Genomic DNA, 15450 nt, shown 5'->3' on the forward strand with positions numbered 1-15450 from the left:
TAACGCTTGAAAATTAACACACAGATGGTCATGGCGCGTCACGGGGGTAAGAAAAAGTAGTTCTTCGTGTGGTAATCAGAAAGGCCGCTGTTTTAGCCGAAAACGTGTTTTCATTCAGAAATCTCGTATGCTGACTGTAAATCTGTTGATTTTATGGTGCTTTTTGGAGTAGGGCGGCGGAATACGGATTTTCTCAAATACCGAGTGCCGTCAGGCTAGCTAAAAGAGAAGTTACAAATGGCTGAAAATGCCTTAAAAACTTTTCCTTAGAGGCAGGAATAGGGGGAGAGGTTTCATAGAAATCTGGCTGTCGGGTTTAGTGTTTGTACTAATCCCGGCGGCCTTTTTCTTTCTATAAGCCAATCACAATTCATACACATTTTGCATTACACTTCATCAACATTGACGGCGAGCCGGATACGGCATATGCTTATGGAAACGAGAGGCTGACCGTGGAGCGGTTTACCGGCTGGACGGGATACTACACCTACGATCCGAGGGGAAGCGTAAGCGGAGTGGCGGACGCAGACGGAGGCCTGTGGGCGTCCTACCGGTATAATGCCACGGGAAAGATGACCTTTGGCGAGCCGGAGTACAACCAGATCTACGGATACAATGCCGAGAGCTACAATCCGATGCTGGAGCTTCAGTACCTGAGAGCCAGATACTATGACGTGGAGAGGGGGAATTTCTTAACTGAAGATACTTACCTGGGAGATATCAGCGATCCGCTGACGCTGAACCGGTATAACTATGTAAAGAGTAATCCGTTAAACTATATCGATCCGAGCGGATTTGTGTCAGAGTATCTGACAGGCCCGTCGTATGATCCGGATGATTCGTGGAAAGCCAACAACTATCCGCTGTCACAGACAGGTTCAGAGAGAACCGAGTTTCCGGTGTCAGTGGTATCAGGAACAGAGGCGGTCAGAGAGCTTTGGGGAAGCGTATCAAAGGGCGTAGCCAATGCAGTAGACATGATCAGCGAAAATGTCAGCCATGCGGTAAAGAATAAAGTGAAAGACTTAATGGAAGCCGCTGTAAAAGCAAGCGTCATGATCGTGTGCAGTGATACGGTTCAGCTTTTACATGATGTGGGAAATGCCATATTCAGTTTCATAATAGGAACGGTTTACGGAGCATTGGAACCGGCCTCTGTGCTGCTTGACTTTCTGATCGACAGCGGAGGATATGACAGGGCAGCCTTTGAACTGGGAAGGATAGTAGGAAATGCGGCGGCAATTGCGGCGATTTTCGGAATGTTTTTCGCAGGAGGAGGAGCAATCAGCGGCGCTTTTATGGGCGGAGCGATGGCATTGACACTGGGAGCAGCGGGAGCGGCGACGGTGGAAATAGCGGCAGGAGCAACTGTGATAGCGGCGAAAGGGAATTCCATAGCGGAAGCACTGAATAGCCTGATATCGGAAATGTCAGGAGCTTCGAACTCTGGAGGAAAAGGAACAGAGGAAGAGGGGGAGAAGGAGACTGAGATACATGCTGGAGATAAAACTCCAAAAGGGCGTGAATATACAAAACATGGTGCAGAAAGGGCGAATGAGAGAGGATTTGACTCTCAGAAGATTGATAGCATTATTGATAACAATTATAAGCATCGTACAAAAGAAATTGATAAACTTACAGGAAAGGTGACTTGGAGATATCAAGATAAAAGAGGAAATACAGTAATTACAAACGAGTGGGGAGATAAAATAGTCACAGTTTATTCTCATCCTACCTCATTGAACGGCGGTAACTATATTCCTAAAAATTAATATTGGGAGGTAACCATGGACACAAATTTTTTTAAAATGTTTCAGGAGGCTAAATCACATTTAGAGTTAGGAATGAGTAAAGATATTCAAGCTTTTTTTGAAGGGAGAAATGATATAAAAAATCATACAATAGAGATGAAAAATGAAGGAATAATATTCATTAATATAAAATTATATGATTTTTCTAGAAAATTAAGTAAAGAGTTGTTTTTAGAGTTTGTTGGTTTTGTCGGATATTCGAGATATAATTTATTTATTAATGAAAATGAAGAAAATATAGACAGATATTTATATTTAACTAAAAGTTCAAATATTAGTGGCGTAAAAATGGAAATAGTAATATCGTAAATATTTCTGATTAATTTTACGGATGATGTTTCTGGAAAATGGTGAGAGGAGACTGGTAGTTATTATCTGATATATCACTTGACTTTGCCGGATGACGTCCCACGGTCGGGTGCCCGACCTTTCACTAGCATACATTTCGACCCATTGAAATTGCTTTTTGGACTGAAAACTCTCTTTTCAAATCGGGCCAATAAGCCGAATACTGAGACTGCCGACACACCTTTCCGAGTGATGCTTGAAAATCGGTACACGGATGGTCACGGCGCGTCACAGGGGTAAGAAAAAAGTAGTTCTTCGTATGGTAATCAGAAAGGCCTCTGCTTTAGCCAAGAACGTGTTTCCATTCAGAAATCTCGTATGCTGACTGCAAATCCATTGATTTTACGGTGCATTTTTGGGGGGCAGGATGGCAGAATCCGGATTTTCTCAAATACAGGGTTCTGCCAGGCCACCTAAAAGAGAGGTTGAAAATGGCTTAAAAACTTTTCCTTAGAGACAGGAATAGGGGGAAAGGTTTCATGGAAGTCTGGCTGTCGGGTTTAATGCTTTCACTAATCCCGGCAGCCTTTTTCTTTCTATAAGGCAATCACAATTCATGCGTATTTTACATTACACCTCACCAACATTGACGGCGAGCCGGGATTGTGTCAATAGTTTTTCGCAAAATTAAAATCTTGCCGTTTGGCAGCCGGCTATGATATCAGACAGCTGATCCTCTTCTGGATTGAAAAGATGATCCATATTCATGTAACGTCTGGCTCCCCAGCTTGTTGCTGCTACATGACGCAGTCTGGCACATACGAGCATCAAGGCGCTCTGCCCGTCAGGAAAAGCGCCGATCGCTTTTGTACGGCGTTTAATCTCACGGTTGAGACGCTCAATCGCGTTATTGGTCCGGAGCCGGGTCCAATGCTGCGTAGGAAAATCCATATAGGTCAAGGTTTCCTCGATTCCGTCCTCCACCTTTTTGGCAGCTTTGGCAAGCTTCATAGACCGGAGTTTTTCCGATACCTGGAGCGCTTTTTCACGAGCAGCATCCTTGCTCTCCTGTGCATGGATCGCCTTGAGCATAAGCGCTACTGTTTTCATCTTGTTACGGGGCGTAACAGAAAATATATTTCTGTAAAAATGAACTGTACAACGCTGATATCTGGCATCCGGAAAGACTTCTGGAATCGTTTCAAGCATGCCGAGGTTCTTGTCGCCAATGATCAATCGAACACCAGTAAGCCCGCGTTCCTTCAGCCATACGAAGAAAGAACGCCAGCTTTCACGATCTTCCTTCATCCCTTCAGCGGCACCAAGGATCTCCCGGCAGCCATCCTGGCTGACGCCAATGGCAACAAGAACAGAAACATTCTGGATTTCGCCGCCCCAGCTGCGTTTCAGGTAAACGCCATCTACGTAAACATAAGGATAGCTTCCAGAAAGCGGACGGGTACGCCAGGTTTCGATATGTTCATAAGCCTTTTTGTTCAGGTTACTGATGGTTCCAGGAGATACTTTTGTTCCCCATAAAGCCTCGGTGATATCCTCAACGCGGCGTACAGAAACACCGGCCAGATACATCTCAATCAGAGCTTCTTCCACGGAAGATTCTCTGCGGCGATATCTTTCAATAATGGCCGTCTCGAAAGGAATGCCCTTGAGTTTTGGAACTTTCAGCTCCACTTCGCCTGCAGCTGTATGGAGATTTCGTTTATAATGGCCGGAACGATATCCCTGGCGATCAGAAGAACGCTCATACTTTTCAGCGTTAACTAATTCGTCGGCTTCCTTATCAAGCAGGGCATTTAAAGTCTCTTCAACACTGCTGCGGACAAGATCCTTTAAATCGTGCTTTATTAAATCCTCATTTAGCTGTATAATCTTATCAGACATGGTTTTATAGCCTCCTTTGATAGATTTGGTTGTGGTGACTTAATTTTACCAAACGGCTATAGACCATGTCTATTTTTATGAAATTAATTTTGCGAAATTAATTATACGTCATCCAAAATAGAACCAAGAGAAGATGAAATTCCGCGTATTTATATAATTATTTCTGACCGCATATTCAGCTGTTCATATGGAATGGAGGCTGATGTAGTGACTTACCTCAAACAGTTCCATGAATATGAAAGAATATATTGGGATGCGGAAAAAAATGAATACGTTCCAAATGAGAAAATAGAAAAATGGTGGGGAGTATCATGGAATGATATTGTATCCTCACTCCAAACTAATAACGCGAAACTAACAGAGATTGCCGACAAGATTATGCAGTCAGTGATAAGTGAAAAAACAATTGCCTATGAGAGAGAAAAAAGATATACCATTTATATAACGATCTTTTATGGTGTGGTTATTATTGGAGGGTTCTGGAATCGGAAAGAGGATAGCTGGAATTAAGGTAGAATTTTTATCAGAGAATATGCACCTCTTTTATAGTTTAACCCATGGCATATTGCGATTTGTATTTATAGTAGTCGGGTTGTATGTGTCTTTGCCCTATTATAATGAAAAAGGCTATGCCTTATGACGCATTTTTCAATATAAAGGTAGTAAAAACAAGAGAATAATATATTTAACGCAATAATGCTGGATGAGCCGATTTTACCATCCACGACAAGGAAACCGGCAACCCCCATGTTCATATCATGCTGACCGTCCGGCCCCTGAAAGAAAATGGCGCATGGGACGCAAAGTGCCGCAAGGCATACGACCTGGACGAGAACGGCCAGCGCCCAGCCAGATGGAGAAGCGCGCTATCCGCACTGACAAGGGAGAAGTCAACCGGCAGATCGTCTCCGACAACAAGCTGCGGGAGGACCTGAAAGCCGTTGAACGGCTCCGAAAGGCCGCCGACCAACTGGCCCGACAGGAACAGGACAAATCTCATGACCGGGGGCCGGAACTTTGACCAATACAGAAAAACCGCCGTATAGGTTTCCCCATACGGCGGCGGACGGTTTATTTGCCGAACAAGTCGCTGTGTGACCCGGTGCGGGACAGCGTCAGAACCAGCACATCATCCTCTATGCGGTAAATGAGCAGCCAGTCCGGGAGAATGTGACATTCCCGATGGCCCACCCAATCGCCGGACAGATCGTGATCGCGGTTCTTCTCCGGCAGCGGTTCGCCCATCGCCAGCAGCGCCACGACCTGCTCCAGCAATTCAATTTTCAGGCCTCGCCTGATTGCCCGTTTGTAGTCCTTCTTAAAGCTGGTTGTGTACTTGACGGTATACTTCGTTTTCCTCATTTTTGCAGGTCGGCAAACAACTCGTCAAGGTCATTGCAGCCCTTTACAGACGGGTCTTTTGCAATCCTTTCCGCTTCCAGCATGGCAGCAATCGTTTCCTTGTTGGGCTGTTCCAGCTTCACTTCAAAGGGAATGCCGCCCTCACGAAGCGACTGGCGCACGAAGATGTTGAACGCCGTGGATAAATTCATGCCGAGTTCCGCAAACAGGGCGTCGGCCTGTGCCTTCAAATCCGCGTCCATGCGGATGCTGATGTTTGTGGTATTGCCAGCCATATCATCAACCCCTTTCTCTGGTACTTTTAGTATATGCTATTTGCACGAAGAAAACAATACTTTGCACGAATATTTAACAGTAAATTCATTGAAGGAGATCACTGTATGAAGCAGATTATTTACCCGTCACTGTCCACATGAACATCTGCCTGCCCCTTGCCCTGTTACAGTCGAAACTGGCAGACGCGCTCACTGGCCTGGAGCCGGAGGCCCATGCCTGCCAGGGCTGAGGCAACTGCGGCGGGTGCGGGAAGTGCCAGCATGAAGAAAAGCAAGCCTGAACCCATCCCCGTCATGGACTATTGAAAAAGCAGCTGCTAAAACTGATTTGATGTATCAAAAGTATAATTATCATGATTAGTATTTATTCGCCCGGCAAAGCCGGGCGATGCCCCAGAGGCCGGGTGACTTGTCACCACCCGGCCCTTCACCAGCACACATTTCTCCCCTGAAAAATAGACTCTCCTGCGCCAAAATTCCATTCCTGATTTTCAAACCGATCCAACAAGCTGAAATGCTACATATAAAGGAAAAACTTCCGGCAAAAAAGCAAACACAGACAGAAGGCAGACGAGAGAAAAGAATGAAAGGCCAGATGAAAGACATAAAAAGGGAGCCATTGCTCCATAGATGATTTCTCATCTATTTTGCAACGGCTCCTTTTTCCCTCCCCGGCATCTATCCCAAGGAGGCTATTTGGATGCTTTTTTCTCTGTCTTATCCTTCTTAAATCTGGAGAAAAATCCTTTTTTCTTTGGAAGCGGCGGGATGCCTCCGCGCACGCTCTTGATCTCCGTTATGTAGAGACCGCTGATAACGACCTTAGCCTCAGTCTTGACTGGAAGCTGTAAGAAAACCTTCTCGTCAGCAATGAGAGTGGTAACCTTCGGTCCGATTTTGGCCTTTACGATCGGAAACTTGGCCCGTCTCATGTACCACGGAACCTGATCCGTAACCATCTTCGGAAGACCGGAATCTTTGGCTTTCAGCTTCTTCTTATCAATGACTAATATAGAAACTACCTGCTTCGCAGCCTCCATCATGGACTGCTGTTCAGCCTGACGTTTTTCCATTTTCCGACCCAGGAAATACAGCACTGCCAGCACAATGACTGCGACGATAAGAACGCCCAGCAGCACGTTGAAGAATATGTCCATAGAAGTACCTCCGTAATTTTGTCTCGCTGATTATTATAACATTCCCTATAGGAAAAGGCAAGCCAAACGGCTGCAACTTCCGGGAAATACTTGTAGAAAATGCAGGAAAACATATTTGACAAACGGGCAGGAATTAGCTAATATGAAGAAAATGCACTCTCAGATACGGGCTCCCGGGACGGACGGATGAGTTTGCCGAAGACAGCAGGAGAATCAGCCCTGGCAGACTGCCGGCTTCCTGCACAGCTCCTGCGCCGGGGGAAACACAGGGAGAGCTAAAGAGGAAAGCTGCGCTGACACCGAGGAAATGCTCCGAGGCCAAGAAAAGCTGAACTGGTACGGAAACAGGATTCTCTTTCAACGGGATTCTGAACATTCCGCCGCAACATTCAGATGAAAGAGAAAACAGGTTTCTGTCCGGGACAGAGGCCTGTGTCTGCGCGCCTTTTGGAGGCGCTTTTCTTTTATAAACAGGAAACTTCGTCCCTGTTATATAAAAACGCTCCGCGGGGATCGCACTGCGGCGAAAAGGAAAATGCCGCTTTTGCGGCCCGCCGCAGGCGGAGAATCCTGCGAAGCAGGATCCTTTCTTAGTTTTTGGGGATATTCAGGTGTGTAAGGCAGAAGGAGGAAGAATTTTGGAAACCAGGATTGCCGTTATAGGCATCATTGTTGAGGAGAGGGAGGCGGCAGGGCGTGTCAACGAGACCCTTCACCAGTACGGAAGCTATATTATCGGCCGGATGGGACTTCCCTATGAAAAGAAACATGTCAGCATCATCAGCATTGTGCTGGACGCCCCCATGGACGTGATCAGCGCCCTGTCGGGAAAGCTGGGCCGTATTCCGGGGGTCAGCACCAAGGCTCTGTATGCGAAAGCCGGAGCTGGGCAGGAACAGGCGAAGGAAAGGAAGTGAAGCCATGAGACATATCACAGATGCGGTTTACACGGGAAAGGCGGGAATATTCCCGGAAGAGCTGTTTTCTGACAGGTCAGAACGAGAGGGAGGAGACGTCCGTTTTGTGCCCGGCGGGGACAGGGAGAGGCGCTGCCTTGAGCTGCTCTCCCGTCTGGCCAGAGGAGAACGGCTGACCGAGGAGGAGTTTTCAGAAATCCTGTCTGTGAGAACCTGGAAGACGGCAGGCCTTTTGTTCCGCACAGCCCGCCGCATCAGGGAAAAATACTATGGAAAGCGGGTATTTATCAGAGGGCTGATTGAATTTACCAACTACTGCAGGAACGACTGCTATTACTGTGGGATCAGGCGCAGCAATCAGGAGGTATCCCGGTACCGCCTGACGCCGGACGAGATCCTCTCCTGCTGTGAGGAGGGCCGCCGGCTGGGTTTTCGGACCTTCGTGCTCCAGGGCGGGGAGGATCTGAACTTTGAGGGACGTGAAGGATTAAGAGGAGACCGGGCACTGGCAAAAGTCGTGGAGGAGATAAAGAGGCGTTTCCCTGACTGTGCCGTTACCCTTTCTGTGGGAGAGCGGGACCGGGAGGTTTACGAGCAGTGGTTTCAGGCGGGAGCCGACCGCTATCTGCTCCGCCATGAGACAGCCGACGAGGAGCACTACAGGAGGCTTCACCCGACGGAGCTTTCCGGCCAGCGCAGGAAAGAGTGTCTCCGTGCCTTAAAGGATATCGGATTCCAGACAGGAGCCGGCATGATGGTCGGCTCACCGGGACAGACCGTCCGTCACCTTGCTGAAGATCTGGTATTTCTCAGAGAGCTTCAGCCGGAGATGGTTGGAATCGGCCCCTTTCTCCCCCACCACGCCACACCTTTTGCCGGCGAGGAGGCGGGAAGCCTGGAACTTACCCTGTACCTTCTGGGGCTGGTGCGCCTTTTGCTTCCGAGAGTGCTCCTTCCGGCCACCACGGCTCTTGGCACGGTGTTTGACGGGGGCCGGGAGCTGGGAATTCTCTGCGGAGCCAATGTGGTGATGCCGAACCTTTCGCCGGCAGCTGTCAGAGGAAATTATCTCCTCTATGACAATAAGCTGTGCACCGGATGTGAGGCTTCGGAGGGGCTTTCGGCTCTCAGAAAATCCATGGAGTCCATCGGATATGAGATTGTGGCAGAGCGGGGAGACTGTGCCGGATATGTGAGTCCCTGACGGCAGGCTGACAGGACACAGAAAAAAACGCCGCAGCGCTGACCGGAAAAACAGATACGGTCTGATACTGAAGGGAAAGCCGGAGGAGTTCCGCCTGACCCGAATAAGAGAGGAGAAAAGAGACATGAACAGCAGTACAAAGTACGATCCAAAATCATCAAAGGCAGAGGAGTTTATCAACCATCAGGAGATTCTGGAAACCCTTGACTATGCGGAAAAGAACAGGGAAAATTTTGAACTGATAGACGCGATCATCGAGAAGGCGAGAAAGAAAAAGGGAATCAGCCACAGGGAGGCATCTGTCCTCTTAGCCTGTCAGGATGAGGAGAGAAATGAGCAGATTTTTAAACTGGCCAGGGAAATCAAGAGGGAATTTTACGGCAGCCGTATCGTGATGTTTGCACCCCTCTACCTGTCCAACTACTGCGTCAACGGCTGTCTGTACTGCCCCTACCACCTGAAGAACAAGCACATTCCCAGGAAAAAGCTGACTCAGGAGGAGATCGTGCGGGAGGTTACGGCTCTGCAGGATATGGGCCACAAGCGGCTGGCTCTGGAAACCGGTGAGGATCCGGTCAACAATCCCATTGAGTATGTGCTGGAAAGCATTAAGACCATTTACAGCATTAAGCATAAAAACGGGGCAATCCGCCGTGTCAATGTAAACATCGCGGCTACCACAGAGGAGAACTACAGAAAATTAAAAGAGGCAGGAATCGGAACTTACATCCTGTTCCAGGAAACTTACCACAGGGAGAGCTATGAGATACTTCACCCCACTGGGCCGAAGCACAACTACTGCTACCACACAGAGGCCATGGACAGGGCTATGACAGCGGGAATTGACGATGTGGGGATCGGCGTACTCTTTGGCCTGGAACTCTACAAATATGAGTTTGCCGGCCTTCTCATGCACGCGGAGCATCTGGAGGCGCGATTTGGCGTCGGCCCCCACACCATCAGCGTGCCAAGGGTGAAGAAAGCCGACGACATTGACCCGGACGAGTTTGACAACGGAATCGACGACGACACCTTCGCAAAGATCGTGGCCCTGATCCGTGTGGCTGTTCCCTACACGGGAATGATCATCTCCACCAGGGAGAGCGCCAAGTGCAGGGAGCGGCTGCTGAATCTGGGAATCTCCCAGATAAGCGGCGGCTCCAGAACCAGCGTAGGCGGCTATGCCGAGGAGGAGCCGGAGGATGAAAGCTCCGCCCAGTTCGACGTAAGCGACAGCCGCACGCTGGATCAGGTGGTGAGATGGCTGATGGAATTAGGCTACATTCCCAGCTTCTGCACCGCCTGCTACAGGGAGGGAAGGACAGGAGACCGCTTTATGAGCCTTTTAAAGAGCGGCCAGATTGGAAACTGCTGCCATCCAAACGCTCTGATGACTCTGAAAGAGTATCTGGAGGACTACGCCTCTGAGGAGACCAGAAAGCTGGGCGATCAGCTGATAGAAAAAGAGATCCTGAATGTGCCCAGTGAGAGGGTCAGGGAGATTCTGAGAAAGAATCTGAAGGCTATCGCAGAGGGCAGAAGGGACTTCAGGTTCTAGGAAAGCATCTGCCGGATCAGTCTGCCGGCAGGCGGGGCACCGGGAACAGCCGCCTGAAACTTCAGACAACGCCTGCTCAGGAAACAGATCAGGAAAAACGAATGGATCAAAAAAGCAAAACCAGCCAAGTAAAGATAATCAGGAGAAAAAAATGGGAATGAATGAAACTCCGTCCGCAGAGCGGGTTCACATCAGCTTTTTCGGATGCAGAAACGCCGGAAAATCAAGCCTTTTAAATGCCTTCACCGGTCAGGATCTGGCCGTAGTTTCCGACGTAAAGGGAACCACCACCGATCCGGTGAAAAAATCCATGGAGCTTCTCCCTCTGGGCCCGGCCGTCATCATCGACACCCCGGGGATCGACGATGAGGGAAGTCTGGGCGGCAGACGGGTGAGAAAGACAAGACAGATTTTAAATATGACAGACATCGCAGTCCTCGTGGCAGACAGCCAGACAGGGATCAGAAAAGAGGACAGGGAGCTGGCTTTTCTGTTTCAGGAAAAGGAAGTTCCCTATGTCGTTGCCTTCAATAAATGTGATTTAACAGAAAATCACATCCCGGACATATATAAGGAAGAGACGAACAAAACGGGAGCAAAGGAAGGCGTACCGGAAGACAGGGGAACCGAAAATCGGGAAGCAGCCGTCCTTTCAGGCGCCGCAGCCGTCCTTCCTGTCAGCGCCAGGACAGGCTTTGGAATTGAGAAGCTCAAAGAAACCCTGGCCCACATAAAAACCGTGGAGGAGGGGAGGGATCATGTCCCTCTCATAGGAGATCTGCTCTCCCCATCTGATTTTGTCGTCCTGGTTATCCCGGTGGACAAGGCGGCCCCCAAGGGCCGCCTGATCCTCCCCCAGCAGCAGACAATACGGGGAATCCTCGATGCAGGGGCCGTGGCGGTTACAGTAAAGGACGATGAACTTTCCACCACACTGGCCGTTCTGGGGAAAAAGCCGAAACTTGTAGTCACGGACAGCCAGGTATTCGGAAAGGTAAAGGGGGAAGTCCCGGACGACATCCTCCTCACCTCCTTCTCCATCCTCTTTGCCAGATACAAGGGAAACTTAAAAACCGCAGTCGAGGGCGCTGCCGCCCTGGATCGCCTGGAGGACGGAGCACACATTCTCATCTGTGAGGGCTGTACCCACCACCGCCAGTGCGGCGACATCGGCACTGAAAAACTCCCTGCCTGGATCAGGAAGCACACGGGAAAGGAGCTGAGGTTTTCCTTCACCTCCGGCACCGAATTCCCCGATGATCTGAGCCCCTACAGCCTGATCATCCACTGCGGCGGCTGTATGTTAAACGCCCGGGAGATGAAATACCGCCTGAAATGTGCCGAAGACCAGCAGATCTCCATGACCAACTACGGAATTGCCATCGCCCACATGAACGGGATTCTGAAAAGAAGCGTCGAGCCCTTCCCGGACATCCGGGAAATGCTGTGAGCAATTAAAGCAAAAATAGAAAGAGAAAATAGAAAGAGAGAAAAGGCGCTGTAAAGCAGCGGATTTCCCAGAAGAATTCAGAAAGGGAAACCCTGATGCGGCGCCTTTTTCTGTCCGCTGTCAGTTCCCGTTTAAGATGTTTTGGTACAAGGGAGCTGCACAAAGTCGGATGAAAGATAAGCTGTAATATAGAAAATAAAAATACTGCTTGAATACTTATAAAAAAGATGTTAATTTAAGTATATAAGGAATTGCCTGACTTTCAGAAATGAATACACCAGGGTCAGGACAGCAGGCGAATGGAAGCAAGAATGGAGGAAACTTTATGGGAAGGATGCCGGATGAAGGACTCAGGGGGCTTGGGGGGAGGAAAAAGTTGTCGCCCCAGGAGCGAGAATTTATGGAAGTAATCTGGGAAAAGCCGGAGGGAATCATGTCGGAGGAACTTTACCGGCGATTTCCGATCGTCAGAGGGACTGTATCTGCAGTGCTGGCCCATATTGCAGAGAAAAACTATGTAACGGTTAAGAAGGAGGGAAGAAATTACAGATACAGGGCAAACGTGACGAAGAGAGAGTATGAGAAAGCGCTGATGAAGGAAAAGATGAAAAAGTATCTGGGTGTGGATTCTATGGCGGGGCTGTTGGGAATGTTTTGCGGAAAGGAGGAATTGACAGAAAAGGAAAAGAAGGAGATTGACACACTGCTGAAAAAACTGGAGGAACAGTAGGATGCCATATTATGTCTTGATGATGTTTACGATTTCGATAGCGGGAACGGGAATTTTTTTGCTGGTATTCTGGATGGAGAAGCGGTTTAAATCTTATAGTATGGACTTCTTGCTGCGGCTGATGGAAGTGGTATTTATATTTTTCCTGATTCCTGCCATGGCATTAACCGCATGTCTTTTTCAGAATGGGATAGGAGGCATAGAAGTTCTGGAAATGGAGAGCGAAGATTTTCAGTATATGTACAGCTTCCAGCTCGGGTGGAGGAGCCTGTTTTTCAGATGGCCGGATAGCTGGATTGTGAGATTCATTGAGGCAGCGGGGATCTTATGGCTGGTGGGCATACTGGCAGGCGTTTTCCGGGGCGCCTTTGTAAATTACAGGATTGGCAGGGAGATTAAAAGAAATGAGGAGCATTTTTCAGAGCAGGCAAGGAGGAACATACAGGAGCAGGCTAAAGAAGTCAGAGGGATTCTAAAAATAAGAAAAATGCCGCCTGTGAAGCTGTGCAGAGGGTTAGATACCCCCATCCTGTACGGCGGCGCGCGGCCGGTCATTATGGTAAACAGCGAGGACTGCACGCCGGAAGAAATAAAGCTGATCCTCCTGCACGAGGGAATCCATTATAAAAGAGGGGATCTCCTCTTTAAAAATATGGCCGGTTTGATCAGTATCGTTTACTGGTTTAACCCGGTAATCAAGATTCTGGTAAAAGAGTTCTACGATATATGCGAGCTGTCCTGCGATGAGAGGGTAATCAGCCTGATAGAGGGGCATGAAAAGAAAAGATACGCAAAGCTGATAGGGGAAACTTCCACATCCTTTCTGGCAGGATGTTCGGCGTCGGCCCTGAAGGCTTCTAAAAAAAATATTATTATCAGGAGGTTGGAAAATACGTTAAATCAAAGAAAGAAAAGCGCGGCCTGCATGGCTGCAATAGCCTGTATTTTAGCTATCGCTAGCCCGGCGGCGGTGCTGGCGTCGAACGCCGCAGTGATACAGACCGGAAAGATACTGGAAGAGAGGGAAGATAAGAAACGCACGGTATTTGAAACAGTTTCTGAGGTGAGAAATGTCTTTTCAAAAATAGTAGAAGAGGAGGGAAACGATACGATCACACAGAGCATAGAAATTGCCCCCAGGGGAACTTCCAGCTTTTCTGTGGATCTAATTGGAAAAAAAGGAGCAGAACTCTCAGAGCTTTCTCTGGAATTGGGAGATACCATTAGCATCAGTGCATATGGAGAAAATGAAACCGATCAATTTAAGATAAGTATTTCTGATTCATCAGGAAAACAAAAAAGCCTTTATTCATTGAATGGTCAGATAGTATATAACTTTAAAGTAGAAAAAAAAGGAAAATATAAAATAACGATTGTGGGGACTACAGATTCAACAGTACATGTAGGTGGAACTATTTCTGTTAGATAAGATATATAGACAATTTGTACAAAAACATAAATAAAAACTATGCAAAATCAATATTGATATACTTAAAATTAAAGTATAAAATATAAGTATAAATTCAATAGAAAGAAGATGATAAAAATGGATACTGAAGATTTGTAAATGTAAGATTGATAAAAGTAAACAGAAGGTAAAAATTTAAGATGGGGAGGTATGACAATGAAAAAATATAAAAGAATGTGTTCACTTATTTCTGCATTATTAGTTCTGTGCCTGGCAATGAACTCTGTAGCATATGCATCTTATAATGCTAACAGTGTAGGGATTGAGATATCTTTTAATGATTCAACTATTCAGAAAAATTATGAAGATGCCATGCGGAAATTTTCGGGATTAACAGATGAAGAGATCTGCAAGTTGTTGGTTCATGAGTATGGATTTTCAGAAGAAGAGGTTAAGCTACTTTATTCTGCATACAATACCAACAATAATATTTCAACATACAGTTTTCCATCGAATCCGACAATAGGACAGACATATGGATGGAAAGTAGGGCCGATTACACTGCCTTCCGATCAGGATAAGGCTAAAATTGCAATCATTAATGCCATAGCCGCTGCGGCTGTACCTTCCTTTGCTGCGGTAGCCGCTATAGTTACAGCGATGGTTGGTTCGTTGCCAGCAGGAAAAACGGTAACAGTTATCATTAATTACACCTATGGCTACAACAATGACGGCGTTTTAGGATGGACTCCAGGATACATTGATATTCAGGTTCAGTAGGGGGCAGGATATGGAGGATAGGAAGAACAAAGAAGCATACATTCGGATTACAGCGGGCATTCTTTTTCTGCTTATGGTATGCTGCTGGGTTTTTAAAGCAGAAGCTTATTTCGCAGTAATCGCCGGTTTGACCGTCGTGTGCAATATAGGGGTGATTTGTTTACAGATAAAGGGAGGCAGGGAGAAGACAAACTATACGCTTATTGAGAGGATCCCGTATATTCTGTCCGCCATACTGCTGATCGTATATGTAACTGCCCTATGAAAATTCTAAAAGGGTAAAAATCAATATAATAATAACAGAATACGCCGCAATGCCTGTGCAGGCATTGCGGCGTATTCTATATATATTGTGCCATTTTCTGCAATATTCGTCTGTTTTTCTGCCCTCTGTACGCAGAAGCCAATTCCCGCCTGTCCCCCGCCATCCCGAAATCTTCACCTTCCCTATCCCTCTGCTTTTTTCCCTCTTCAGAAAAATTTTGCCGCTCTCTTCCCTTCTCCAGACCAGGAACCTCCCCAGAACCAGAAAAAATTCCGTACCCGTCCCAGGAACAGGAGAGGGATATTTGTGACTTCGCTGGAATAAATATCCCTCTCCTGTTCCC

The 15450-nt window shown here is 47.5% G+C and carries 14 protein-coding genes and 1 pseudogene; 11 read left to right on the plus strand and 4 right to left on the minus strand.

From position 1 onward, the window contains the following. Positions 1-452: 452 nt before the first annotated feature. Positions 453-1772: an RHS repeat domain-containing protein gene (locus LK436_RS05525; protein WP_008396621.1), complete on the plus strand. Its 1320-nt coding sequence runs from the start codon at positions 453-455 to the stop codon at positions 1770-1772. 15 nt (positions 1773-1787) lie between these two features. Further along, a complete protein-coding gene (locus LK436_RS05530; RefSeq protein WP_008396622.1) occupies positions 1788-2120 on the plus strand; it encodes a hypothetical protein in 333 nt (110 codons plus the stop codon). Positions 2121-2786: 666 nt separating this feature from the next. Here the strand turns inward: LK436_RS05530 and LK436_RS05535 are convergent. Next, positions 2787-4001: an IS256 family transposase gene (locus tag LK436_RS05535; protein WP_227910175.1), complete on the minus strand. Its 1215-nt coding sequence runs from the start codon at positions 3999-4001 to the stop codon at positions 2787-2789. Positions 4002-4208: 207 nt separating this feature from the next. Here LK436_RS05535 and LK436_RS05540 point away from each other — a divergent pair, with 207 nt between their 5' ends. Then, positions 4209-4511, plus strand: coding sequence for a hypothetical protein (locus LK436_RS05540; protein ID WP_044931914.1), 303 nt, complete (start codon positions 4209-4211; stop codon positions 4509-4511). A 197-nt stretch (positions 4512-4708) separates the two neighbouring features. Beyond that, positions 4709-4846, plus strand: a pseudogene (locus LK436_RS18520) (MobA/MobL family protein); the annotation flags it as partial. Between the two features lie 226 nt (positions 4847-5072). Here the strand turns inward: LK436_RS18520 and LK436_RS05550 are convergent. The 3 genes from LK436_RS05550 to LK436_RS05560 all read right to left on the minus strand — a co-directional run bounded on the left by LK436_RS05550 (position 5073) and on the right by LK436_RS05560 (position 6795). Continuing rightward, the gene (locus tag LK436_RS05550) at positions 5073-5363 is read right to left on the minus strand and encodes a type II toxin-antitoxin system YafQ family toxin (protein ID WP_008399512.1); all 291 of its coding nucleotides are present in this window, start codon (positions 5361-5363) and stop codon (positions 5073-5075) included. After that, the gene (locus LK436_RS05555) at positions 5360-5638 is read right to left on the minus strand and encodes a type II toxin-antitoxin system RelB/DinJ family antitoxin (RefSeq protein ID WP_008399513.1); all 279 of its coding nucleotides are present in this window, start codon (positions 5636-5638) and stop codon (positions 5360-5362) included. The genes LK436_RS05550 and LK436_RS05555 overlap by 4 nt, the downstream gene beginning before the upstream one ends. Positions 5639-6330: 692 nt before the next feature. Beyond that, positions 6331-6795: a hypothetical protein gene (locus LK436_RS05560; protein WP_008399516.1), complete on the minus strand. Its 465-nt coding sequence runs from the start codon at positions 6793-6795 to the stop codon at positions 6331-6333. A 638-nt stretch (positions 6796-7433) separates the two neighbouring features. On the opposite strand from LK436_RS05560, the gene LK436_RS05565 reads away from it, so the two are divergent. The 7 genes from LK436_RS05565 to LK436_RS05595 all read left to right on the plus strand — a co-directional run bounded on the left by LK436_RS05565 (position 7434) and on the right by LK436_RS05595 (position 14842). Next, complete coding sequence (locus LK436_RS05565; protein ID WP_044931917.1) at positions 7434-7712, plus strand: TM1266 family iron-only hydrogenase system putative regulator; 279 nt, start codon at positions 7434-7436, stop codon at positions 7710-7712. Positions 7713-7716: 4 nt separating this feature from the next. Then, positions 7717-8916 carry a [FeFe] hydrogenase H-cluster radical SAM maturase HydE gene (hydE, locus tag LK436_RS05570; protein ID WP_008399520.1) on the plus strand — a complete coding sequence of 400 codons (1200 nt, stop codon included), beginning with the start codon at positions 7717-7719 and terminating at the stop codon, positions 8914-8916. Positions 8917-9040: 124 nt separating this feature from the next. Beyond that, positions 9041-10474 carry a [FeFe] hydrogenase H-cluster radical SAM maturase HydG gene (gene hydG / locus LK436_RS05575; protein WP_008399521.1) on the plus strand — a complete coding sequence of 478 codons (1434 nt, stop codon included), beginning with the start codon at positions 9041-9043 and terminating at the stop codon, positions 10472-10474. Positions 10475-10625: 151 nt separating this feature from the next. Continuing rightward, complete coding sequence (gene hydF, locus LK436_RS05580; protein ID WP_008399522.1) at positions 10626-11924, plus strand: [FeFe] hydrogenase H-cluster maturation GTPase HydF; 1299 nt, start codon at positions 10626-10628, stop codon at positions 11922-11924. A 325-nt stretch (positions 11925-12249) separates the two neighbouring features. Then, positions 12250-12654, plus strand: coding sequence for a BlaI/MecI/CopY family transcriptional regulator (locus tag LK436_RS05585; RefSeq protein WP_015574711.1), 405 nt, complete (start codon positions 12250-12252; stop codon positions 12652-12654). Positions 12655-12892: 238 nt separating this feature from the next. Beyond that, the gene (locus tag LK436_RS05590) at positions 12893-14083 is read left to right on the plus strand and encodes a M56 family metallopeptidase (RefSeq protein WP_227910206.1); all 1191 of its coding nucleotides are present in this window, start codon (positions 12893-12895) and stop codon (positions 14081-14083) included. 195 nt (positions 14084-14278) lie between these two features. Next, complete coding sequence (locus LK436_RS05595; protein ID WP_015574713.1) at positions 14279-14842, plus strand: hypothetical protein; 564 nt, start codon at positions 14279-14281, stop codon at positions 14840-14842. The last annotated feature ends 608 nt before the right edge of the window (positions 14843-15450 follow it).

It is taken from the genome of Clostridium sp. M62/1, assembly GCF_020736365.1.
GTDB lineage: Bacteria > Bacillota > Clostridia > Lachnospirales > Lachnospiraceae > Otoolea > Otoolea saccharolyticum_A.

What these genes read in the sequence shown, in the direction of transcription:
- LK436_RS05555 (WP_008399513.1), bottom strand. Translation starts at nt 5,638, where the DNA reads ATGGCTGGCAATACCACAAACATCAGCATCCGCATGGACGCGGATTTG.
- hydE (WP_008399520.1), top strand. Translation starts at nt 7,717, where the DNA reads ATGAGACATATCACAGATGCGGTTTACACGGGAAAGGCGGGAATATTC.
- LK436_RS05530 (WP_008396622.1), top strand. Translation starts at nt 1,788, where the DNA reads ATGGACACAAATTTTTTTAAAATGTTTCAGGAGGCTAAATCACATTTA.
- hydF (WP_008399522.1), top strand. Translation starts at nt 10,626, where the DNA reads ATGGGAATGAATGAAACTCCGTCCGCAGAGCGGGTTCACATCAGCTTT.
- LK436_RS05535 (WP_227910175.1), bottom strand. Translation starts at nt 4,001, where the DNA reads ATGTCTGATAAGATTATACAGCTAAATGAGGATTTAATAAAGCACGAT.
- hydG (WP_008399521.1), top strand. Translation starts at nt 9,041, where the DNA reads ATGAACAGCAGTACAAAGTACGATCCAAAATCATCAAAGGCAGAGGAG.
- LK436_RS05550 (WP_008399512.1), bottom strand. Translation starts at nt 5,363, where the DNA reads ATGAGGAAAACGAAGTATACCGTCAAGTACACAACCAGCTTTAAGAAG.
- LK436_RS05560 (WP_008399516.1), bottom strand. Translation starts at nt 6,795, where the DNA reads ATGGACATATTCTTCAACGTGCTGCTGGGCGTTCTTATCGTCGCAGTC.
- LK436_RS05590 (WP_227910206.1), top strand. Translation starts at nt 12,893, where the DNA reads ATGTACAGCTTCCAGCTCGGGTGGAGGAGCCTGTTTTTCAGATGGCCG.
- LK436_RS05585 (WP_015574711.1), top strand. Translation starts at nt 12,250, where the DNA reads ATGGGAAGGATGCCGGATGAAGGACTCAGGGGGCTTGGGGGGAGGAAA.
- LK436_RS05595 (WP_015574713.1), top strand. Translation starts at nt 14,279, where the DNA reads ATGAAAAAATATAAAAGAATGTGTTCACTTATTTCTGCATTATTAGTT.